22 protein-coding genes and 2 tRNA genes are annotated in these 23,961 nt (G+C 34.3%); 11 read left to right on the top strand and 13 right to left on the bottom strand.

The annotated features are described in order from the left end of the window. Positions 1-258: 258 nt before the first annotated feature. Positions 259-702, top strand: coding sequence for a Z-ring associated ZapG family protein (locus DYE60_RS01315; protein WP_115314832.1), 444 nt, complete (start codon positions 259-261; stop codon positions 700-702). Positions 703-1,018: 316 nt separating this feature from the next. Here DYE60_RS01315 and DYE60_RS01310 read toward each other — a convergent pair whose 3' ends face one another. From DYE60_RS01310 to pheS, 6 genes are all read right to left on the bottom strand, one after another. Further along, the gene (locus tag DYE60_RS01310; RefSeq protein ID WP_424450105.1) at positions 1,019-2,461 is read right to left on the bottom strand and encodes a DNA recombination protein RmuC; all 1,443 of its coding nucleotides are present in this window, start codon (positions 2,459-2,461) and stop codon (positions 1,019-1,021) included. A 57-nt stretch (positions 2,462-2,518) separates the two neighbouring features. Continuing rightward, positions 2,519-2,941: a SoxR reducing system RseC family protein gene (locus tag DYE60_RS01305; protein ID WP_115314831.1), complete on the bottom strand. Its 423-nt coding sequence runs from the start codon at positions 2,939-2,941 to the stop codon at positions 2,519-2,521. 303 nt (positions 2,942-3,244) lie between these two features. Next, positions 3,245-3,745, bottom strand: a complete 501-nt coding sequence (locus DYE60_RS01300) for a C40 family peptidase (RefSeq protein WP_115314830.1) — start codon at positions 3,743-3,745, stop codon at positions 3,245-3,247. Positions 3,746-3,779: 34 nt separating this feature from the next. After that, positions 3,780-4,067, bottom strand: a complete 288-nt coding sequence (locus DYE60_RS01295; protein WP_115314829.1) for an integration host factor subunit alpha — start codon at positions 4,065-4,067, stop codon at positions 3,780-3,782. A gap of 15 nt (positions 4,068-4,082) precedes the next feature. Then, positions 4,083-6,470, bottom strand: coding sequence for a phenylalanine--tRNA ligase subunit beta (gene pheT, locus DYE60_RS01290; RefSeq protein WP_115314828.1), 2,388 nt, complete (start codon positions 6,468-6,470; stop codon positions 4,083-4,085). Between the two features lie 20 nt (positions 6,471-6,490). After that, positions 6,491-7,480 carry a phenylalanine--tRNA ligase subunit alpha gene (pheS, locus tag DYE60_RS01285; protein WP_115314827.1) on the bottom strand — a complete coding sequence of 330 codons (990 nt, stop codon included), beginning with the start codon at positions 7,478-7,480 and terminating at the stop codon, positions 6,491-6,493. A gap of 296 nt (positions 7,481-7,776) precedes the next feature. On the opposite strand from pheS, the gene DYE60_RS01280 reads away from it, so the two are divergent. After that, a tRNA-Val gene (locus tag DYE60_RS01280) sits at positions 7,777-7,853 on the top strand. 159 nt (positions 7,854-8,012) lie between these two features. Here the strand turns inward: DYE60_RS01280 and DYE60_RS01275 are convergent. Further along, on the bottom strand, positions 8,013-8,738 hold the full coding sequence (locus tag DYE60_RS01275; RefSeq protein WP_115314826.1) for a TerC family protein: 726 nt from the start codon (positions 8,736-8,738) through the stop codon (positions 8,013-8,015). A 12-nt stretch (positions 8,739-8,750) separates the two neighbouring features. Then, positions 8,751-9,422 carry a DNA mismatch repair endonuclease MutH gene (gene mutH, locus DYE60_RS01270; RefSeq protein ID WP_172460403.1) on the bottom strand — a complete coding sequence of 224 codons (672 nt, stop codon included), beginning with the start codon at positions 9,420-9,422 and terminating at the stop codon, positions 8,751-8,753. A 158-nt stretch (positions 9,423-9,580) separates the two neighbouring features. Between mutH and rhlB the strand changes: the two genes are divergently transcribed. Further along, positions 9,581-10,795 (top strand): ATP-dependent RNA helicase RhlB, encoded by a 1,215-nt coding sequence (gene rhlB, locus DYE60_RS01265; RefSeq protein WP_115314824.1) that lies wholly within the window; start codon positions 9,581-9,583, stop codon positions 10,793-10,795. Then, positions 10,795-11,373 (top strand): 5-formyltetrahydrofolate cyclo-ligase, encoded by a 579-nt coding sequence (locus tag DYE60_RS01260; protein ID WP_115314823.1) that lies wholly within the window; start codon positions 10,795-10,797, stop codon positions 11,371-11,373. The genes rhlB and DYE60_RS01260 overlap by 1 nt, the downstream gene beginning before the upstream one ends. 38 nt (positions 11,374-11,411) lie before the next feature. On the opposite strand, the gene DYE60_RS01255 is transcribed toward DYE60_RS01260, so the two are convergent. The 5 genes from DYE60_RS01255 to DYE60_RS01235 form a co-directional block, all read right to left on the bottom strand. Then, positions 11,412-11,488, bottom strand: a tRNA-Asp gene (locus DYE60_RS01255). A gap of 100 nt (positions 11,489-11,588) precedes the next feature. Then, the gene (gene dnaQ, locus DYE60_RS01250) at positions 11,589-12,353 is read right to left on the bottom strand and encodes a DNA polymerase III subunit epsilon (RefSeq protein ID WP_115314822.1); all 765 of its coding nucleotides are present in this window, start codon (positions 12,351-12,353) and stop codon (positions 11,589-11,591) included. A gap of 34 nt (positions 12,354-12,387) precedes the next feature. Further along, positions 12,388-12,636: a class I ribonucleotide reductase maintenance protein YfaE gene (yfaE, locus tag DYE60_RS01245; RefSeq protein ID WP_115314821.1), complete on the bottom strand. Its 249-nt coding sequence runs from the start codon at positions 12,634-12,636 to the stop codon at positions 12,388-12,390. Beyond that, positions 12,636-13,766 carry a class Ia ribonucleoside-diphosphate reductase subunit beta gene (gene nrdB, locus DYE60_RS01240; RefSeq protein ID WP_115314820.1) on the bottom strand — a complete coding sequence of 377 codons (1,131 nt, stop codon included), beginning with the start codon at positions 13,764-13,766 and terminating at the stop codon, positions 12,636-12,638. The genes yfaE and nrdB overlap by 1 nt, the downstream gene beginning before the upstream one ends. Positions 13,767-14,071: 305 nt before the next feature. After that, on the bottom strand, positions 14,072-15,010 hold the full coding sequence (locus DYE60_RS01235; RefSeq protein WP_115314819.1) for an AraC family transcriptional regulator: 939 nt from the start codon (positions 15,008-15,010) through the stop codon (positions 14,072-14,074). 198 nt (positions 15,011-15,208) lie between these two features. Between DYE60_RS01235 and DYE60_RS01230 the strand changes: the two genes are divergently transcribed. The 7 genes from DYE60_RS01230 to DYE60_RS01200 all read left to right on the top strand — a co-directional run bounded on the left by DYE60_RS01230 (position 15,209) and on the right by DYE60_RS01200 (position 23,731). Further along, the gene (locus tag DYE60_RS01230; protein WP_115314818.1) at positions 15,209-16,108 is read left to right on the top strand and encodes a substrate-binding domain-containing protein; all 900 of its coding nucleotides are present in this window, start codon (positions 15,209-15,211) and stop codon (positions 16,106-16,108) included. A gap of 90 nt (positions 16,109-16,198) precedes the next feature. Continuing rightward, on the top strand, positions 16,199-17,686 hold the full coding sequence (locus DYE60_RS01225; RefSeq protein WP_115314817.1) for a sugar ABC transporter ATP-binding protein: 1,488 nt from the start codon (positions 16,199-16,201) through the stop codon (positions 17,684-17,686). After that, on the top strand, positions 17,686-18,675 hold the full coding sequence (locus DYE60_RS01220) for an ABC transporter permease (protein ID WP_115314816.1): 990 nt from the start codon (positions 17,686-17,688) through the stop codon (positions 18,673-18,675). The genes DYE60_RS01225 and DYE60_RS01220 overlap by 1 nt, the downstream gene beginning before the upstream one ends. A gap of 35 nt (positions 18,676-18,710) precedes the next feature. Further along, positions 18,711-19,790 (top strand): alcohol dehydrogenase catalytic domain-containing protein, encoded by a 1,080-nt coding sequence (locus DYE60_RS01215; protein WP_115314815.1) that lies wholly within the window; start codon positions 18,711-18,713, stop codon positions 19,788-19,790. Positions 19,791-19,869: 79 nt separating this feature from the next. Continuing rightward, positions 19,870-21,357 (top strand): FGGY-family carbohydrate kinase, encoded by a 1,488-nt coding sequence (locus DYE60_RS01210; RefSeq protein ID WP_172460345.1) that lies wholly within the window; start codon positions 19,870-19,872, stop codon positions 21,355-21,357. Between the two features lie 15 nt (positions 21,358-21,372). Further along, positions 21,373-22,965: a xylulokinase gene (locus tag DYE60_RS01205; protein WP_115314813.1), complete on the top strand. Its 1,593-nt coding sequence runs from the start codon at positions 21,373-21,375 to the stop codon at positions 22,963-22,965. A gap of 34 nt (positions 22,966-22,999) precedes the next feature. Further along, positions 23,000-23,731, top strand: coding sequence for an SDR family oxidoreductase (locus DYE60_RS01200; RefSeq protein ID WP_115314812.1), 732 nt, complete (start codon positions 23,000-23,002; stop codon positions 23,729-23,731). Positions 23,732-23,961: the final 230 nt, after the last annotated feature.

Genomic DNA, 23,961 nt, shown 5'->3' with positions numbered 1-23,961 from the left:
AATACTCAACATGAGTATTACCTAGTAGTTCAAACATAACCCCTTCGAGTTTGTTTCAACAAAAGCTTACTTGGCGGGAAAACCAAGCAAAAACAGGGTTTGTAAATTGTACAGATTTTAGTGACAAATCTCAACAGATATTTTATTTTTGTGGGTAATGTCACAGAATTAAAGATAAAATCTTCATTTTAGGGAACAAATTATGTTATTGTAGCGTCTGTATTGCAGTTTTTATTTATTCAAATTGAGGAGACACCTATGCAAAACTGGACAAACGAAATGTGGACAGCTGTTGTTATTGCTTTTATTATTGGTCTAATTATTGGCTATGTTGTATTAGGCTTAACAAAAGGCAGTGTTAAAAAACATGTTAAACTCGAAAAAGAGTTTAAAAAAGTAAAAGCAGAAAAAGAAGTTCAGAAACAGCACCTAGAGGCTCATTTTTCTGAAAGTGCTGTTCTTTTATCAACTCTTGCTAAGGATTACAAAAAATTGTATACCCACTTAGCAGAAGGTTCAGAAAAATTATTACCTGAAGCTCATAGTATTGAACTTTTTAATCAACTACAATTAGAAAATGATAAAAAAGAAGAGCAACCAGCAGAAACTAAAGTTGAAGCCGAGATTGAGGTTGATCAGAAGAAAGATGAAATAGATACAGCAACGGTTGTTGAAGAAAAATCTGAAACTCCCGCTAAATAAATATTCTTAATATTGCTATGATTATTTATAAAGGTCTGTAATTTTTGCAGACCTTTCTTTTTCTTGAAAGATACTCTAACTATCTCTAATTAAATATATCTTTTCCCAATAAGCTCACGGAAGTCAGCTAAAAGCTTTAATATCATATCTAAGTGAGGCTAACAATAGTTGCTTCACATTTTCAAGTAAATTGGTAAAAATCAACAAATAATTAACCGCTTAGTTTCTTGCCACTTAATCTTTTCATTCGATAATGTAAAATAAAAAAGTTGGCAGAAATATAAACTCTCACCAACTTTTTACATATCTTATAACGTTACAATTCAGCTCGATGTCCTATCTCTTGCTGTTCAATCAACAACTCCAAGCGCGCTGTATCAAAATCATTATTTAGTGGTTCTAGCTGCATTGGTTCTTTTTGCAGAGCTTTGGTTGAAAGAGTTTGAAAACGCTCTACTTTACCCACTAAACCTTGTTGACCAACCACTGCAGTAATAGCACTATTATAATGCTTATTCACAGTCGTTAAGGTTTTTCCTAAGCTATTTAAACGGTCTGCTATCACACAAACTTGATTATAAATATCGCCTGCTTTTTCACTGATTTCGCGAGCTTCCACATTACCTCGTTCAATTCGCCACAAATTCGCAACGGTGCGTAGAATTGGCATTAAGGTTGTATGAGAAACTAAAATCACGTTGCGTTCATAACCATAGTTAAAGAGTTGTGGATCGTGTTTCATTGCTTCAATATAAGCAGGTTCAACAGGCACAAACATCAGCACAAAATCAGGGCTTTTTATACCTAATAACTGGCTATAATTTTTCTTAGATAAACCATCAATATGGGTTCTTAATGAACGGCAATGTTCATCAAGGGCTTGTGAAATAGCAAAGTTTTCCGTCGATTTAACCGCTTTATCATAAGCCACTAACGAGACTTTACTATCTAAAACTAAATGCTTATTATCCGGTAATTTAACCACAAAATCAGGAGCAAAGCGTTTGCCTTCTTCATTGTGATAACTTTCTTGGGCAAGATAATGCTCTTGTTTCAAAAGTCCCGCTGATTGTAACGCACTCTCAAGCTGAATTTCGCCCCAGTTCCCTGCAACTTTATTATTCCCTTTCAACGCCGTCGTTAGATTCTGTGCTTCTTGAGACATAGAAAGCCCGATCTCTAATACACGTTTGATCTCTAACTCTAAATTCGTATTGCCTTTCAGTGCTTCGCTATGCACTTCATTGACACGTTTTTGGAATTGATCAATCTGTTCTTTGAAAGGTTTCAAAAGTAAATTGATCGATGATTGATTAGTTTCATCAAAAGATTTTGTTTTTTCATCTAAAATCTTTTGAGCTAAATGCTGAAACTCTACATTCAATTGCTGTTTTACTTCCACAAAATTACGTTGTTGCTCTTCGAAATTCGCTTGTTTTTCGTGTAATGTGGTTCGTAATTGTGTCAGCTCTAACTGCGTTTGCTTTAATTGAGAAGACAATAATGCATTTTGTTTTAGCCCATCTAAAATCGAGTTGTCACGTTCTTTAACACGCTCAAGGGTTGCTTCTAGCTTAGTGCTTTGCTGAATACCCCACTGCTCTAAATTGGTTTTTTCATCAACTAAATTATCATATTTAGATGATATTTCATCTAACTGTTGTTGAAGACTATTTCTAGAAAAAAATAGCCAGCTAATAATTAAAACAATGATAATAAGAATGGCACATACGCCATAAAGTGTTTCTGTATTCAAAATAAGATCCTTTAATAAAATAAGTGTTGCGATTATACCTAACAAAAGCACAATTTTATGCTAAATTTTTCTTAAAAAAGTAACTTGATAATCATTATGTCTATCAAATTTCTGCTTTATTAACCAAAAGCTACTTAAAGTAGTCAAAAATGAACACAATGCAACCAGAAGTTCATTTGCAAAAAGTTGTGAAAATCCGACCGCTACACAAATTAACACGAAAAGTGGTAGGCCATATAGCCAAATAACTCCCGCTAAAAGAGTCGCTTCTTTCAACCCAATTTGGACAATATCACCTTGTTTTAATTCTTGGTTTACATCAATTTCCAACAGAATTTGATTTTTTTTGCCCGTTAATTCAGAGAGTGATTGTGTACCACAACCATTTTTAGCAGAACAGCCACCACATCCTGATTTTGAATAACACTCAATCAAAGCCTTGCCATTACTATATTTCAAAACCGTTGCTTGTTCAATTAACATCGTTTTCCTTAAAAAGATATCATAATAAATTAAAACCGAAGAATTAAGTATTACTGATTTTATCAGTAAGCTAAGTAGACACCTACAATATTTTAGTAATAATTTCAATTTATTATATTGAAAAATCTCACATCCTAAAAACAAAAAAAGCCCCTAAACTAAGGGGCACTCGGAAAGCAAATTATGAAAAGGTTGTTAAACACAACACTTATTTTTTATGCTCATAAGATAAAATAAATCTAACTATTTTTCAAACACTTCTGTTATAAAATATTCAATTTTGTGAGCTACTTCATACTTTTGCTATAAACGTCGAGCTTGCCAATATACTTTTTTCCAATATGGAGAATTCAAGTTTGAATAAGTCACCCCTTTTTTAGATGAGGCGTGCAAAAAAACACCATTTTTTACATAAATCCCAACATGATTTCCAAAAGGTCCTCGCCCTGTTTTAAAGAAGACTAAATCGCCTGCTTGCAGATTATGTTTAGGAATATAAAAACCTTGCTTGGATTGTGCAACAGTTGTTCTTGCAATACGCAATCCAAAAAGATCTCTGAATGTAACCAAAGTGAAACCTGAGCAATCAACACCTCGCTTACTCATTCCACCTAGCTGATAACGTGTTCCTTTCCAACTATTATATTGTTTAATAAGGTTCGGAATCGTAGATGATGAACGATTCAGATGTCCATTTCTAGACTCAGAATGATAACCTGATGTTGAACATCCTGTTAAAAACAGAACTAAATAACAGCAAACTACACCTAAAAAAAGGAACTTCCTATGTTTGTAAAATACCATTATTTAATCCTATTCATTATCATTCTTCGTTATTCTAATTGACCTTTTCAATACGATCTTTTAATTTCTGACTTGGTTTAAACACCACCACTCGTCGAGCAGAAACAGCAACATCTTCCCCTGTTTTAGGGTTGCGTCCTGGACGAGCTTTCTTTTCTCGTAGTTGGAAATTACCAAAACCAGATAATTTAACCTCTTCACCTTTTTCCAAAGAGGCTCGAATTTCTTCAAAAAATAGCTCAACAAACTCTTTTGCCACAGCTTTATCTAAATCAAGCTGTTCAATAAGATTTTCTGTTATTTCAAATTTGGTTAGCGTCATACGTTATTCCTCAAACTAATCTCTCAAATATGCTCTAAAACATTGTTCAAGTTCGCTCAATACAGATTTAATTACAGTATTGATCTCTTCTTCTTCAAGGGTTTTTGAAGTATCTTGAACAGTTAAGCTAATTGCTAAGCTCTTCTTATCGCTACCAATATTTTCACCTTGATAAACATCAAAAAGATTTACCGCAATTAGATTCTCTCCACCTGCTTTTTGACAAGTAGATAAAATATCTGCCACAGCCACATTACGATCAACCACAACCGCAATATCACGTTTATTTGCTGGGAATTTAGAAATTTCTTTCGCTTGTGTAACCGCACGCTCATCAATCGCTGACCATAAAATTTCAAATACGACTGCTGTACCTGAAATATCTAATTTTTGTGCAACTTTTGGGTGTACTGTACCGATAAAACCCACTTCTTTTTCATCAATTAAGATCGCTGCTGATTGACCTGGATGTAATGCGTCATAGGTTTTAGCCACAAAACGTACTGATTTCGCTTTATTTGTTAGAGATAAAACTCGCTCTAAATCGCCTTTTAAATCAAAGAAATCAACGTTATCTGATTTACCCGTCCAGTGTTCATTATGTTTTGCACCTACAATAACCGCCGCTAACATTTGTTCTTGGCGAATACCCATTTCCGCATTTTCATCAGGCACAAAACGTAAACCAGTTTCAAATAAACGTACTCGGCTTTGCTGACGTTTTTGGTTATAAACGACCGCTTCTAACAAACCACTTAACAACGATAAACGCATTGCTGACATATCCGCTGAAATTGGATTAGGTAACACAATAGATTCTTGATTTGGGTGTAATAACGCCTGTGTTTTTGGATTAACAAAACTATAAGTGATCGCCTCTTGGTAATCGCTGTCCACTAATGCCATTTTGACACGCATTAAATCTAAGTTCGCTTCACGGTGTTCATTCATATTTAAGTGTGCTAACGGTGCATTATTTGGAATGCTGTTATAACCGTAAATGCGAGCCACTTCTTCAATTAAATCTTCTTCAATTTCAATATCAAAACGCCAGCTACAAGCGGTCACTTTCCATTCATTATTTGCAAAAATTGGCGATAAACCTAAACGCGTTAAAATATCAGTGACGGTTTCATCAGGGATATGATGACCTAATAAAGCGTCTAACTTTTCACGACGTAACGTCACTTGATTTGCTTTTGGTAAATGCTCATCACTTTTCGCTTCCACGATTTCGCCCGCTTCACCACCACAGATTTCTAATAATAATGCGGTTGCACGTTCCATTGCATTGCGTGTATTTTCAAAATCCACACCACGCTCAAAACGGTGCGAAGAATCCGTATGTAAACCATATTGTCTTGCACGTCCTGCAATGGCCAATGGTGCAAAGAATGCTGCCTCTAAAATAATATCTGTTGTCGTATCACTTACGCCACTTTCTTTACCACCGAAGATCCCCGCCATTGCAAGCGGTTGATTTTGATCGCAAATTAGCAAGGTATTTTCTTTTAATGCAACTTCATTACCGTCTAATAACACTAATTTTTCATTTTCTTTTGCTAAACGTACTTGAATTGGTGCGTTCACTTTTGCCATATCAAAGGCGTGCATTGGCTGACCTAATTCTAGTAACACAAAGTTTGTGACATCAACCACAGGATCGATAGAACGCATACCACAACGGCGTAATTTTTCTTGTAACCAAAGTGGCGATTGTGCGTTTACATTCACATTTTTAACCACACGAGCTAAATAGCGTGGGCAAGCCTCTGGATTGTGAATTTCTACGGCAACTTTATCTGAAATTGTTGCTGAAACTGGCTCAAATGTTGGTGCAACCATTTCTAACTGATTTGCAACCGCCACTTCACGTGCAATCCCTGAAATACTTAAACAATCCGCACGATTTGGCGTTAAGCTGATTTCAACAATACTATCTTCTAAATCTAAATATTCACGGAAATCTTTACCGATAGGTGCGTCTGCTGGCAATTCAATAATACCATCTTGCTCAACTTTAATGCCTAATTCAGTGAATGAACAAAGCATTCCTTCAGACGGTTCGCCACGTAATTTGGTTTTCTTAATTTTGAAATTACCTGGTAAAACTGCACCATCAACAGCACAAGCCACTTTTAAACCTAAACGGCAGTTTGGTGCACCACACACGATGTCTAATAAACGCTCGCCACCCACATTTACTTTGGTGACACGTAATTTATCTGCATTTGGGTGCTGACCACATTCAACCACTTCACCCACAACAACGCCTGAAAAGGTATCTGCAACCGCCTCAACGCCGTCCACTTCTAAACCAAGCATTGTGATTTGATCGCATAATTGTTCCGTTGTAATCGCTGGATTTACCCACTCACGCAACCAAGATTCATTAAATTTCATTATTCTTTCCTCATCCTATCTTATTTGTAATCAAATTGTTTTAAAAAACGTAAGTCATTCTCAAAGAATGCACGCAAATCGGTCACGTTATAACGCAACATTGCTAAACGCTCAACCCCCATACCCACAGCAAAGCCTGAGTACTCATTCGGATCGATACCTACATTTTTCAACACATTAGGATGAACCATTCCACAACCTAACACTTCTAACCATTTACCATTTTTACCCATAACATCCACTTCTGCCGAAGGCTCTGTGAATGGGAAAAAAGATGGACGGAAACGTACTTCTAAATCTTCTTCAAAGAAGGCACGCAAGAAACTATGTAACAAACCTTTTAATTCAGTAAAATTCGCTTTTTTGTCCACAAATAATAATTCGATTTGATGGAACATTGGTGTGTGCGTTTGATCGTAATCATTACGATACACGCGACCCGGTGCAATAATGCGAATTGGTGGCTGAGTTTGTTCCATTGAACGAATTTGTACACCTGATGTTTGTGTTCTTAACAAACGTTGTGCGTCAAACCAAAATGTATCGTGATCCGCACGTGCAGGGTGATGTTTTGGAATATTTAATGCATCAAAGTTATAATAATCTGATTCAATTTCAGGACCATTTTCCACAGAAAAACCTAAATCCGCAAAGAATTTGGTCACGCGATCAATCGTGATAGATACAGGGTGTAAACCACCAAGTTCTGTTTTACGACCCGGTAAACTCACATCAATACTTTCACTAAATAATTTTGCATTTAATGCTTCGGTTTCTAATGTCTCTTTTTTCGCATTTAATGCGGCTTGTGCTTGTTGCTTCGCTTCATTGATTTTTTGCCCTACTTTTGGACGATCTTCTGGTGAAACATCACGTAATCCTTGCATTAACGACGTAAAATGCCCTTTCTTACCAAAATACTCTACTCTAATATTTTCAAGACTTGTAACATCTTGTGCAGATTCCACCGCTTGTAACGCTTGATCTACGATCTTTTCTAGGTTTTGCATCCCTATCCTCTATAATTTGCTTTTAAAATAAAAATAACCATCAAAATGGCATAAACACCTGAAATGATAATACTTTTAAGCTATAAAGTAAATGTGAAGAAAAGGATAAAATAAAGAAAAACCCTATTTAAAATAAGTGAAATTTGAATCAAAATAAAGACTAATTAAAGCAAATTCGTTTTTATTTTAAGCAGTTACATATAAATAAGCGGTTAAATTTAAAAAAATTTTTACAAAAAATTGCATCATCGTATTTTTATGATAAAATACGCCACGTTTTCAAAGCATATAAAAATGCGACCATAGCTCAGTTGGTTAGAGCACTACCTTGACATGGTAGGGGTCGGTGGTTCGAGTCCACTTGGTCGCACCATTCCTGTTTATTTTCTCCTTACATATAATCTAAAAATCAATTCATTGATCTATAAAATACTTATTTAAATATCTTATTTATGCTATTTGTAAATTACACACATAAAAAAACCAGATATTCTTTTTCATTTAATATCTGGTTGTAAATATGCGATATGATTTACTTATTCTTTTCCATATTTTTTCGCATTTTAATATTCAATAATTCCACAATTACTGAGAAGCCCATTGCTGTGTAAACGGCGATTTTTGGAATGTGGGTTTCAAAGCCTTCACCGACTAAAGCAATTCCAATTAAAATCAAAAAAGCTAAGGCTAAATTTTTAATAGTTGGATGGCGATCTACAAATTCACCAATTGTATTTGCAGCAAGCATCATTATTCCTACCGCAATGATAATCGCTAGCACCATTACTGGAATATCATTTGCCATTCCTACAGCAGTGATCACAGAATCCAGCGAGAACACAATATCAATCACGGCAATTTGAAAAAGAGTCATTACATAATTAGCTGTACGTGCTTTAATCGACGTCTCGTGATGTGACTCGCCTCTAATAGCCTCTTTCAATTCACTTGCACTCTTAATAATAAGGAAAAATCCCCCTAAAATTAAAATTAGATCGCGTCCTGAGATCTCGTTGCCTAATAATGAAAATAATGGATCAACTAAGCGAGCCATCCACGCAAGAGAAAGCAACAGCAAGATCCTTGTGATCATTGCTAAACCAAGCCCTAAAATACGTGCTGATTTATGCTGATGTTGCGGTAATCTTGATACTAAAATTGTAATTACAATAATATTATCAATCCCTAATACAATTTCTAGCCCTGACAGAGTTAATAATACAATCCACGCTTCTGGATTTACTATCCATTCAAACATATCTATTCCTTTTTAATTAAAAAATTGCTGTAAAATTTTTGAAGTAAATTCTTTTCGAAGATAAAATCCCAAAGGCAGAGATTGTACCTGTTCTCCCTCTTGATTAAAAGCATTTGCAAGAGAACGGCTGTTTTTTCCTTTGGGACGAAGCTGTAAAACCTCACCTATTTTTGCATTGATTTCATTTAATCTCCCCAGTACGATCAATTCCATCAATTCTTCCCAATCTTGTTGTAATTGTTGCTCTTGTTCTGGCGTTGGTGACCATAAAATCGGTTGTCCAATACGACGTTCACTTAATGGAATTTGTCGCTCCCCTTCCACTGGAATCCATAACACTCGCTGTAATTTATGGCGAACGTGAGAGCCTTGCCAAGTAATACCACTATTTTGAGTAAGTGGCGCAAGGCTAACAAAAGTAGTTTCTAAGGGCTGTCCTTGACGATTGATAGGTATTGTTTTTAACTCTATTCCTAAATGTGCAAAGTCCTGTTCAGCTTTACTACCCGCTTTTGCACCGAGAGCAGTTTCTATCAGCATTCCAACCCAGCCTTTATCACGACGTAAATCTGGAGGAACAATAATATTTAAAGATTCTGCGATCTCGCCTAAGCTAAATCCTGATAACCATTGTGCTTTGGATAATAAGACTGTTTCCGTTTCTGAATATGTTGTTAGTTGTATCATTTTTATTGTTTAAAATAGGATGTTTTTCATAATATATCACGCATAATGAAATAGAATTCTACTAAAATTCCTTTATTTATGGTATCTTTTACACAACTTTATCTTACCTACAAGCGGTAAGATTTATTTTAAAATTTACAAATTTGAGAAACATAATGTCAAAACACCTTACAGAACAACAATTTAAAGATCTTTCTATTCATCAAGATGTGCTAAATGCACTTGATAGCAAAGGCTTTAATTTTTGTACCCCTATCCAAGCCCAAACACTTCCTCATACGCTTTTAGGAAAAGATATCGCAGGGCAAGCTCAAACCGGTACAGGTAAAACAATGGCGTTTTTAGTTGCTACTTTTCATCATTTACTGAGCAACAAAACGAAAACCAAACCTAATCAGCCAAGAGCGTTAATTTTAGCTCCAACTCGTGAACTTGCGGTTCAAATTGGTGCTGATGCTGAAATTTTTGTTAAAAATTGCCATTTAAACGTGGCTCTTGCTTATGGTGGTGATGGCTACGATAAACAGGTAAAAGCGATTGAACAAGGCGTTGATATTTTGGTAGGAACAACTGGACGTGTGATTGATTATGTTAAACAAGGCATCATCAACCTTGAACAAATCCAAGTAGTTGTTTTAGATGAAGCAGATCGTATGTTTGATCTTGGTTTCATCAAGGATATTCGCTATTTAATGCGTCAATGCCCTGCTCCAACACAACGCTTAACAATGCTGTTTTCTGCAACACTTTCTGAGCGTGTTCGTGAGCTAGCTTACGAAGATATGAACGAAGCAACTTATATTGAAGTTGAACCTTTACAACGCACAGGACATCGTATTAAAGAAGAATTATTTTATCCATCAAATAAAGATAAAATGGCACTACTTCTAACTTTAATTGAAGAAGAATGGCCAGATCGCTGTATCGTGTTTGCAAATACAAAACAAAAATGTGAAGACGTATGGCGTTTCTTAAAAGCAGATAAACACCGTGTTGGCATTTTAACAGGCGATATCGCACAGAAAAAACGTTTAGCACTACTAGAAAGCTTTACAAATGGTCAGCTTGATATCCTAGTTGCAACAGACGTCGCAGCTCGTGGTTTACATATTCCAGAAGTTACTCACGTCTTTAATTATGATTTACCTGACGATTGTGAAGACTATGTACACCGTATCGGTCGTACAGGTCGTGCTGGGGAAAGTGGACATTCAATCAGTTTTGCTTGTGAGCGTTATGCAACAAACTTAACCGCGATTGAAAACTATATTGGACACGCAATTCCTGTGAGCCAATATGATGTTGAAGCATTATTACCTTTGCCAAAACGTCCTCGTCCACAACATTATAATAAAAACCGTAGAAGATAATTAGATTGCAAGAAAGCATTCAATCACAACGCCAACAGCTGCGTCAAATAATGCGAAACAAACGCCTGAATTTATCAGAACAAGAGCAAATTCAGGCTTCAAACTCTATTATCGTCCCTGCAATGGCGTTAATAGAAAAATATAAAGCGACTAACTTCGCTTTTTATTTACCTTTCAATAATGAAATATGCCCTCTCCCTTTAATAAATGAACTCTCTGCACAACAGAAACAGATTTACCTTCCCGTATTGCATCCTTTTTCGAAAGGAAATCTACTTTTTATTCGCTATGATAATTGCAAAAAGTCACTAAAATTAAACCGCTTTGGTATTTTGGAACCCGTATTAAACGTGCAAAAAATCTTACCGTTAAATCAACTAGATATAATTTTCACCCCTTTAGTTGCTTGTGATAAATCAGGTAATCGCTTAGGAATGGGGGGAGGTTTTTATGATAGAACTCTTGCACAAACTTCATCAAATTTAATTAAAATTGGATTAGGATATAAATTTCAACAAGTAGATAAATTACCAGTAGAACACTGGGATATGCCATTAGATTATATTATTTTAGGATAACAAAAACCTCTGATAAAAATCAGAGGCTTAAAATTTGTTGGCGGAATGGACGGGATTCGAACCCGCGACCCCCTGCGTGACAGGCAGGTATTCTAACCAGCTGAACTACCACTCCGCTGTGAACGAGGCATATAATAATGATTTATAGTTTATTCGTCAAATATTTTTTTATAAAACAACATCAAATGTTGTTAAAATAAACAATATGATAACTTTTAATTCAGTTTGTCTGAACTCGTCGCAATTTCAGATAACCAAATGCAATTTCCTTTCGATTTTTTATCAATCAATTTTAAATACTCTAAATGAGCTTGTTGCTCTTCTGCTGTGGGCTTTAAAAGAATTAAATCACTCGTATTAAAATCCATTGGAATAGCTAAAACTTCATCTACTACCTGCTCTTTTACTTCATCAGAATCGCTTAATAATGCAATTTGCCCGCCCGTCATCATTAAATAAACATCAGCAAGAATTTCCGCATCCAATAATGCTCCATGAAGAACACGCTTGGTATTATCAATGCCTAAACGAGAACATAACGCATCTAAATTATTACGCTTACCTGGATACATCTTTTTTGCCATTAGCAATGTATCCGTAACCTCACACATCTCAGCAGTTTTGGGTGGAGGATTTTTTAAGAATGAAAACTCATGATCCATAAAGCCCACATCGAAGGGAGCGTTATGAATCACAAGTTCTGCACCTTTAATAAAATCAACAAATTCATCAACTATTTCAGCAAAAGTTGGCTTGTCTTTTAAAAATTCATCGGTAATACCGTGAACTTTAATCGCTTCTTCTTCAACGGCACGAGGTGGCTTGATATAAACGTGGTAAGTTCGACCAGTTAATCGTCTATTGATAACCTCAACTGCACCAATCTCAATAATATTATGCCCAATATATGGTTTGCCATCAAAGTTCATACCTGTCGTTTCAGTATCAAGTACCACTTGTCTTTGAATTGGTTGTTCCATTGTTCTATCCTAATAGTTATTTAACGAATAATAATTAAAACTCAATCTCTAAATCCTGCTCTACCTGACAACAACAAGTTAAAATTTCATGTGACTGTATCATTGCTAAAGGGGGCTGTTTGTAGGAAACACGCCCACTTTTTAAAGTTACTTTACACGCACCGCAAAAGCCCATGCGACATTGATAGCGAGGATAAAAGCCATTTTTTTCTAAGGTTTCAAGTAAAGAATTATCCGAGCTATGTTTTAAGGTCGTTTGGCTTTTAATTAACTTGATTTGCATTATAGATCGAAATCGCCAAAATCTTGTGTATCCACTTTTGCGTCAATTTGCCCAACTAAGTAAGAACTTACCTCAACTTCTTGTGGTGCAACTTGCACATTATCTGATACTAACCAAGCATTGATCCAAGGAATTGGGTTTGAACGTACTTTAAACGGCAGATCTAATCCAACCGCTTGCATACGGATATTCGTAATATATTCCACATATTGCACTAAAATATCACGGTTTAAGCCGATCATTGAACCATCTTTAAATAGATAATCCGCCCACTCTTTTTCTTGTTCTGCAGCGGCAACAAATAAATCATAAGCTTCCTGACGGCACTCTTTGGCAATTTCTGCCATTTCAGGATCATCTTCCCCTGACGCCATAATATTTAAAATTTGCTGTGTGCCTGTTAAATGTAACGCTTCATCACGTGCGATAAATTTAATAATTTTTGCATTTCCTTCCATTAACTGACGCTCTGCAAAAGCAAATGAACACGCAAAAGAGACATAAAAACGAATCGCTTCTAATACATTTACGCTCATCACACAAAGATAAAGTTGTTTTTTCAACGTACGCAATGAGATCTTATGATCCTTCCCATCCACTTTATAAGTACCCGCACCATACAAGCTATAAAGTTGCGAATCGCGGATTAAATTATCGTAATAAACTGAAATATCTTTGGCACGCTTAATGATTTCTTCATTGGTCACGATATCATCAAAAACAACGGAAGGATCATTCACGATATTACGGATAATATGGGTATATGAACGAGAGTGAATCGTTTCTGAGAATGTCCACGTTTCGATCCACGTTTCTAATTCAGGAATAGAAACCAAAGGCAATAGTGCCACATTTGGGCTACGTCCTTGAATAGAATCTAATAAGGTTTGATATTTTAAATTACTGATAAAAATATGTTTTTCGTGTTCTGGTAATGCCGCATAATCAATACGATCCTGCGATACATCCACTTCTTCTGGACGCCAAAAAAATGAAAGTTGTTTTTCAATTAACTTCTCAAAGATTTCATATTTTTGCTGATCATAACGTGCAACATTAACATTTTGACCAAAAAACATTGGTTCTTTTAATTGATCATTTTTATTCTGTGAAAAAGTAGTATACGCCATAATTATTCCTATGAAATGTTGAAAAGTGGGTTATTTTATAAAAAGTATTGTAAAAACAAAGCGCTATATAAGCGGTCATTTTTTACTAAAAATTTACAAATAAAAAATGACGTGGCTTGAATACCACGTCACTTTGATTTTTGTCTATTCTAAAAGATCAGACTGACTAAATCAAATCATTAAGATAAGATTTTAAACAATAGGGCTGCGATGACACCGCCCACAATTGGTGCTGTTAATGGCACGATACCATAAGCCCAATCTGGTTTTGCACTAATAATATTCCTTAATATCCTAAGAACTTATTATGTATCTAATTGTTTTCCTAATTTATCAATCTCTAAAATATTTTTATAGAATTCTTTTGGTGAAAGATTAAAAAACCCCTTAACATTTCTAGAAAAATTTTTATAGTTGCTATAGCCTGCTTCTTCTATAATTGATGTCAAACTCATATTAGGATATTTAACAATATAATTCATTGTTAAAACTAATTTTTGTAATAAAATAAATTGATGTATAGATATATATAAATAATTTTTAAAATAACGTTGCATTGTTTTATCATTACAATTTTGAGCATTTAATAATTCAATGATATTTTTTATTGGCAGTTTAATATTTTTACGTATTAATTTTATTGTATTTAATAAAGCATCTAGCTTTATTTCCGTACTACTATAATCAGCTATATTATGATATGAATAATATCTCTTATTATTATCCTTTAACATCATCAAAGAAATTTGTATAAACGAGGATAGCATTGACATAAAAGTAAAACCATCAAACTGAAAACATTCCCGATCTAATGTATAAGAAATTGATAATACTTGCTTAAGTGTTTGTGGAGAAATTGTTAAATGAGATTCATTTTTACTAAGTAACTTCAGTTCACTTAACAGCCCCTTTATATGAACTAAGTTATTACTAAGATATTCCTCATTAAACACAATATTGAATAATAGCATTCTATGAGTAAATACATACCCATGAGGAGTTGAATTTCCAATAAAAGCAGCATCACCTAATGTCAATAGATCAAACATTCCTCTATGATAGTGGATACAAAATCCCTGCCTAACAATTGCAAACTCCTTAAAATCAATATGCTTATGTAATTGATAAACTGGGTGGTCTTTCCACCATTCAATTATAATAGGAGAATTAGGTTCTCTTTTAAAAACTTCTTCACGCACTAGTTTTTTTGGAGGTAATTTTAAAAAATCATTAAAATCGAACACCTTTATCTCCTATATTCTGATATTTATCATACTGTTATGTATTTTAGCGTACTGGACATAAAAAGACAATTAAATGTATATAATGTCCTAAATAAGACTTTAAAAAACATAAATATTTATTAATAATTAGCTTGTGTTCAGAATTATAGAGCACATCACAACGATTATGTAAATCTAAGATTATATAGGAGAACTATTATGAAAAAGTTAGTACTATCCACTCTTATTGCAGCAAGTTTTTTCAGTGTTGCTTCATTTGCCAAACCTCTTAAAGTAGGGGTATCTTTTCAAGAAATGAATAATGAATATTTTGTCGTAATGAAAGAGGCACTAACTGATGCCGTAAATTCTATTGGAGGGCAATTATTCATCACTGATGCAGCCCACGATATTGTAAAACAAAATAATGATGTTGAAGATCTAGTGAGTAAAGGTATTGATATATTGATCCTTAATCCAACTGACTCTGAAGGTGTTAAAAATGCAGTTGAATTTGCAAAAGCAAAAAATGTTACTGTTATCTCTGTAGATGCTCAGGCAGCAGGGCCAATAGATTCTTTTGTAGGTTCAAAAAACTATAATGCAGGTGTACTTGCTTGTGAAGCCCTCTCTAAAGAAATAAAAGGAAAAGGTGAAGTCGCAATTTTAGATGGTATTCCGGTGGTGCCAATTTTGGAACGTGTAAGAGGCTGTAAAGATGCATTAGCAAAACACCCTGACATTAAATTAGTTGATATTCAAAATGGAAAACAAGACAGAACTGTCGCAATGGGGGTTACTGAGAATATGATTCAAGCACATCCTAATTTAGCAGGTGTTTTCAGTGTTAATGATGGTGGAGCTATGGGATCTTTAGCTGCTATTGAAGGTTCAGGTAAGAATATTGTATTAACGAGTGTTGATGGTGCATCTGAAGCAATTGCTGCAATCTTAGAAGGTGGTCCATTTAAAGCTACTGCGGCACAATATCCTAGAGATCAATTAAGACTTGGATTTGCTATAGCGTTAGCTAAACACTGGGGAGCCAATGTACCTAAAGCAATTCCTGTTGATGTAAAATTAATTGATAAAACAAATGCAAAAGGATTTTCTTGGTAGTTATATAATTTAATATTTTTTAACATAAGTGCCAAGATTTTAATGGGCTTGGCACTTCCTTAAATTTCATAATTCAGAAAGGTTTTATTTATGTTAGAAATGAAAAATATTACAAAACGTTTTCCTGGCGTAACCGCTTTAAGTAATGTTTCTTTAACCCTAAAACCTGGTGAAATACATTCAATAGTTGGAGAAAATGGTGCTGGGAAATCAACATTAATGAAAGTATTAAATGGTGTTTATCAGGCATCTGAAGGGAATATTTTAATTGATGGAAAAATTGTTACTCCGAGAGGAACTAGAGATGCTCAAAAACTGGGCATAAATATTATTTTCCAAGAATTTAGTTTAGTTCCTTACCTCAATGCAGTTGAAAATATTTTCTTAGGTCGAGAAATAAGAACTATTGGAGGCTTCTTAAATAAACGAAAAATGCAACAAATAGCACAACAAACGCTAAATAATATCAATGTTAGTATTCCTCTTAATGTTCCGATAACCCACCTAAGTGTCGCTGAACAACAATTTGTAGAAATAGCGAAAGCATTAGCCTTTGATTGTAAATATTTAGTATTAGATGAGCCTACCGCAACATTAACTCCTAAAGAAGCAAATAAATTACTTTCGGTAATGAGAAGATTAAAAGAAAAGAATATTGGTTGCTTTTATATTTCTCATCATTTAGAAGAAGTTTTTGAAATTTCAGACTGTATTTCCTGTTTGAGAGACGGAGAATATATCGGTACATATCCTACGGCTGACATCAGTGAAGATGAGATTATTACTCATATGGTTGGTCGTTCTCTGGAACACTCTTATCCACCAAAACGTACTCAAGATTTAACTCAGAATCCTATTGCATTAAATGTCAAAAAGCTAGTAGATATCAACGGTAATGAGAATTCCTTTGAGTTTCATGTTGGTGAGATTGTAGGTATTGCGGGGCTTGTTGGTTCTGGTCGTACAGAAATGTGTAAAGCTATTATAGGTGCATATCCTTATAAACATAAAGATATTTATTTAGATGGAGAACCTATCAATTTCACTCATCCAGCTGATGCTTTGGAGCAAGGTGTTGGTTATTTATCGGAAGATAGAAAAAAACATGGATTATTTTTAAATTTTAGCATTAAAGACAATATTACCATTTCTTCATTAAAATCATTACTGAACAAAAGTTATTTTGTATCAAAGAAAAAAATTGAAGAAAAAAGTTTAGAGTATGTTAAACAATTAGGTATAAAGACTCCCTCTATAGACAAGGTTGTTAGTGAACTTAGTGGGGGGAATCAGCAAAAAGTGATTATTGCTAGATGGTTATTAACACGCTCAAGATTACTTTTCTTTGATGAACCCACTCGTGGTATTGATGTTGGTGCTAAACTTGAAATTTATAACACAATTCAAACATTGGCTAATTCTGGGGTATCTGTTGTGGTTATATCTTCAGATCTCCCTGAAATAGTTGGTATAAGTGATCGTGTCTTTGTTATGCGAGAAGGTAAGATTACAGCAAATTTAGTCGGAGATGATATTAATCCCGAAACTATCATGCAATATGCAACAGGAGGAAAATAATGGAAAATAAATCATCTATTCTACATGTATTTAGTAAACGCTCAGAGTTTATTCCACTTGTAGGACTCATTTTACTGATTATCATAATGTCATTTCTTATTGATAACTTCTTTGCTTGGCAAACATTTGTCAATATATCTAGACAGGTATCTGTTAATGCTATTATAGCAGCAGGTATGACTTTTGTTATATTGACTGGAGGTATTGATTTATCTGTAGGAGCAGTAATGGCTTTTGCTGGAACTATTCTAGCAAGCGTAGTGATTCATTTTACACCCGAAGTTAATGCAGGTGATACATCTATAATAACTGTTTTATTGCTTGGTTGGCTAGGGGCTATCTTAGTTGGAATTATTTGTGGTGCATTCAATGGATTCTTCGTGGCACGATTTAAATTACCTGCAATTATTGTTACTCTGGCTGTAATGACTGCTGTTAGAGGTGTTTCATTAACTTATACCGGTGGTTATCCTATGCCAATGGCAAGAATGTTTTCTGCATTAGGCCGTTCCGACTTTCTAAGTATTCCAATACCGGCATGGATTATGTTTGCTGTATTTTTACTTAGTTATATTTTATTAAATCAATTGAGATTAGGGCGTTATATTTATTCTGTTGGTGGTAATGAAGATGCTGCAATTTTATCTGGTATTCGAACAAAATGGATTCATTTCTTTGTTTACGGTTATTGTGGGTTTACAGCAGCTATAGCAGGTATCATTTCAACATCTAGAGTTTCATCTGGACAGCCTGCTTCAGGTGTTGGGTTTGAGCTAGATGCAATCGCAGCTGTAGTATTAGGAGGAACTAGTATTATGGGAGGAAAAGGTTCAATAATAGGAACGCTTATCGGAGCATGTATATTAGGTGTACTTAATACTGGACTAAATATTTGGGGAGTTCCGCCTTATCCTCAAAGTATTATTAAAGGCGGAATTATTTTGGGTGCTATATTAATTAGCGTTTTTCAAAAACAAAGTAAAAATTAACCTATATTCCTTCAATATACAATAGGAGTAATAAAATGTCAGAAAAAATGAAAGGTGTTGTGTGTTATGGTCCAAGTGATTATCGTCTAGAAAATAATATCCCAAAACCAAAAATTGGACCAGGAGAAGTTTTAGTCAAAGTTAAATCTTGTGGAATTTGTGCGGGAGATATTAAAGCATGTGCTGGAGCACCGATGTTTTGGGGAAATGGTAATCTAGAAGATAGTTGGGTTAAAACACCAGTAGTTCCAGGCCATGAATACTGGGGGATTGTTGAAGCATTAGGTGAAGGAGCAGCTGAACTACACAATATTGAAATTGGTGATCATGTTATATCTGAACAAATTGTACCTTGTAGAAAGTGTCGTTTTTGTCGCAGTGGAAAATATTGGATGTGTGAAACACACAATATTCGAGGTTTCCAAAAAGATGTTGCTGATGGTGGTATGGCTGAATATATGAAATTTTATGCTCATGATTATGTTCATAAAATCCCTAAAACGATGTCATTAGAAGATGCAGCATTATTAGAACCAATGGCTTGTGCTATACATGTTGTTCGTCGAGCAAAAATAGACTGGGCTGACATTGTAGTTCTCGCTGGTGCTGGACCACTAGGTTTATGTATGGCTCAATTAATACCATTACTAACACCGAAGAAATTTATTGTCATTGATATGGATAATGAACGGCTTAAACTTGCTAAACAATTTGGTGCAGATCTAACTTTAAACCCTACAACAGATAATGTACAAAAAATTGTTAAAGATCTAACCGGAGGGTATGGCTGTGATGTTTATATTGAAGCAACAGGTAATCCAAAAGCTGTAACTCAAGGTTTAGAAATGATCAGAAAATTAGGTCGTTTTGTAGAATTTAGCGTATTTAGTCATGAAACAACTACTGACTGGTCTGTCATTGGAGATCGCAAAGAGTTAGATATTATGGGGGCTCACTTAGGACCTTATGCTTATGATGTTGCTATTGACTTATTTGATCGGGGATTAGTTACCTCAAAAGGAATAGTTACACATCAATATTCTTTAGATGATTATAAGGAAGCTTTTAAAATGGCTGAAAAACTTGAATCAATTAAGGTATTGTTGAATCCATAATATTGATACTAGTAGGTTGAGTTGAGCTTGACCTACTAATTTTATTATTAAATAAATAATAAAAGTAATGGAGAAAAGTATGTACTATTTAGGTATAGATATTGGCGGTACCATAACTAAAGCAGGGCTTTATACCTCACAGGGTAAAGAAGTTATAGTTTCAGAAAGAAGCAATAATATTTTTACACAACATCCGGGTTGGGTAGAACGTGACTTATATGATTTCTGGGATAGCGTTTGTTGGTGTATCCAGAATTGTATTAATAAGTCAGGCATCAAAAATACTGAAATTAAGGGGTTGGGGTTTTCTGCTCATGGTAAGGGCTTATACCTTATAGATGTAGAAGGTAATCCTGTACGAAAAGGAATAATTTCTAGTGATACTCGAGCAATATCAGTTGTAAAAGAATGGGTTAAACAAGGTATTGATAAAAAGACATACAAGCTTGGAAGACAACAACTTTGGACAGCTCATCCAGTTTCCTTATTAGCGTGGATTAAAGAGAATGAACCCGAGAATTATCAAAAAATTGATACTGTATTGATGGCTCATGATTATATCCGGTTTAAATTATCTGGTAAAAAATATGCTGAAATTACCAATATTTCAGGAAGTAATGCTTATAATATTAATCAAAATTCTTATGATAAAAATATGTTAGATCTATTTGGATTAAAAGATGCCATATCTTTTTTTCCACCTATTATTTCATCATTTGAACAGGCTGGCACAGTGACCACTGAAGCAGCTCAATTAACAGGGTTGGCAAAAGGTACCCCATTATATGGTGGTTTTTTTGATGTTATCGGTGGAGCTATTATTTCAGGTGTTACTAATGAAGAAATATTAAACATAATTGCAGGAACTTGGGCTATCACAACTCGAATAAAAAATAAAATTATTGATAATGAATATCCATACATTTGGGGACGTTACGCTCTAAATAATATGTTTTTTGTACATGAAGGTTCACCAACTTCTGCTAGTAATTTACAATGGTTTATTGATAATTTTATGGAGCAAAACAATAATATATTCTCTGAGATTGAATCGTGTTTAAATAAACTAGAAGAAAATAATGATAACTTATTCTTTTTTCCATACTTATATGGTTCTAATATATCTCTAGATTTAAAGGGACAATTTTATGGCATACAAGCACATCATAAAAAAGAACACTTTCTTAAAGCTATTTATGAAGGTGTTGTCTTATCATATTTAATACATCATGAACGTATTATTACTTTAGAACCAGCTATAAAGAAAGTCCGTTTTACGGGCGGTCCTTCTAATTCAAAATATTGGATGCAACTATTTTGCGATGCGATAAATATACCTATTGAAACGATTGAATTACAACAACCAGGATGTAGTTCAGCAGCTTTCTGTGCAATTGTAGGGAGCCAACAAGAAAGATCTATAGAACAATTATTGAATGATTTTCAACCTTCGTATACATATTACACACCTAGTATAAACCGACATAGAATTATTCAAAAACGATTTGAAAAATATAAAATCATTGGCAATTCACTCGCTGATATTGCTCAAAAATTACAAAAATAATATAGGAGAAATAAAATGAGCAAGATAACAATTACAACAGGAAAGGCTGTTCTTGGTATTGAATTAGGTTCAACCCGAATTAAGGCAGTTTTAATTGATGAGGAATATAAACCCATCGCAACAGGAAGTTTTAGTTGGGAAAATCAGCTAATAGATGGAATTTGGACATATTCTTTAGAAAAGATCTGGTTAGGAATACAAAGTGCATACAAAGATCTTACTTTACAGGTATTTAATGAATATGGTATTTACATTGAAACATTAAAATCAATTGGTATTAGTGCAATGATGCATGGTTATATGGTTTTTGATAAAAATAATGAGTTATTAGTACCATTTAGAACATGGAGAAATACCATCACATTACAAGCAGCAGAAGAATTAACAGAACTCTTTAATTACAATATTCCACAACGTTGGAGCATTGCTCACCTTTATCAATCTATGCTCAATAAAGAACCACATATTAAAGATATTGATTATCTTACTACACTTTCTGGTTATATTCATTGGATGTTAACGGGTGAAAAAAAATTGGGGATTGGTGATGCCTCAGGAATGTTTCCCATTGATACACAGAAAGGTAATTACTATGCAGATATGATTATGAAATTTAATACATTAGCAAAAAAACAGTCATTAACTTGGGAACTAGAAAAAATTCTTCCTCAAGTCATGTGTGCTGGTGAACCTGCTGGCGTATTAACAATGAATGGTGCAAAATTATTAGATATAACAGGACATCTTAAATCTGGTATTCCAATGTGTCCACCTGAAGGAGATGCAGGAACAGGAATGGTTGCAACCAATAGTGTGGCTCAAAGGACTGGTAATATATCGGCTGGTACATCTATTTTTGCTATGATAGTTCTTGAGAAAGAGTTAAAACGAGTACATCCTGAAATAGATATGGTAACCACTCCTGCGGGAGATTTAGTTGCTATGGCTCATGCTAATAATTGTAGCTCTGATTTGAATGCTTGGGTAGGAATTTTTAAAGAATTTTGCCAACTTAAAGGTGAAGATATTGATGATGCAACATTATTTAATCTATTATTTAAATCTTCATTGAATGGTGATTCGGACTGTGGTGGTCTATTATCATATTGTTTCTTATCAGGAGAAAATATTTTACCATTTGATGAAGGAAGACCTATCTTTGCACGTTTACCTAATAGTAAATTTACATTAAGTAATTTTATTCGAACTCATTTATTTTCCACATTAGCAACCACAAAAATTGGTTTAGATATATTGTTTGATGAAGAACAAGTGCATTTGGACAAAATCACAGGACATGGCGGTATTTTTAAAACTAAAGATGTTGCTCAAAAACTTATGGCAGCAGCTTTTAATACCCCTGTTTGTGTGATGGAAAATGCAAGTGAAGGTGGTGCATGGGGAATTGCTATTCTATCTGCTTATATGTCAGAGAAAAAAGAAGATGAAACCTTAGCTTCATTTTTATCGGAACGTGTATTTATACAATCAAAACAATCTACTATACAAACCGACCCATCTGATGTTACTGGATTTAATATATTTTTGAAACGATTTAAAGATAGTTTAGCGATTGAAGAGAGTGCAATTAAAACGCTAAATAAATAAAGTTACCTATCAATATCATTAAAGGAGAAATATTATGTCAAATACTATGCAAGGCAAAAATATTGCAATTACAGGTGCAGCGTCTGGTATCGGTTTAGCTTGTGCAACTATTTTAATTGAAGAAGGTGCAAAAGTTGTTCTAATTGATAGAGCAGAGGAGCAATTGCAAAAAATTTGTAAAAATTTAGGCGATAATGCATTTCCATTTGCGATTGATTTATTTGATGGACCTAAGGTATCTACTATGTTGCCTAAAATTGAAGAGTTAGTCGGTGGTCCTTTGGATGCATTTCATGCAAATGTCGGATCCTATATAGGAGGTGCTGCTGCAGAGGGAAACCCTGATGAATGGGATCGTATGTTAAACTTAAATATTAATACAACATTTCGATGTGTACAAGCCGTTCTCCCTGCAATGATAAAGAGACGTAAAGGTGATATTATATTTACTAGCTCTATTTCTGGTGTTGTACCAGTCGTTTGGGAGCCAATATATACAGCATCAAAATTTGCAATACAAGCTTTTTTACACAGTACCCGTCGACAAGTATCCCAATATGGAATCCGTATGGGGGCGGTATTACCAGGTCCAGTAGTTACAGCTTTACTTGATGATTGGCCTAAAGCAAAAATGGAAGAGGCATTAGCTAATGGCTCATTAATGCAGCCTCGAGAAGTTGCTGAGGCTGTTTTATTTATGCTTACACGTTCTCCAAGCGTAGTTGTTCGAGACTTGGTCATCTTACCAAATACTGTTGATTTATAATCTATAGTTTCATAAAAATTGAGGTATAGTAATAAAATGAGTTGGTTTTTATTATCTCATTGATAATCGCCAACTCTTTTTATTAAAAAATCTTTTATAAAATAATGTAATGATTCTTTATCAGCCCATTACCATATATAATATTCGTTTAATAGTCTAAATAAACTTTCTAGTTCATTTATCACTTTTTCCCTACCTAATTAAGGGAGACCTTCAAAAAATAAATGGTA

It is taken from the genome of Phocoenobacter uteri (genome assembly GCF_900454895.1).
GTDB classification, from domain to species: Bacteria; Pseudomonadota; Gammaproteobacteria; order Enterobacterales; family Pasteurellaceae; genus Phocoenobacter; species Phocoenobacter uteri.
This window is presented reverse-complemented; position numbering and strand designations above follow the sequence as displayed.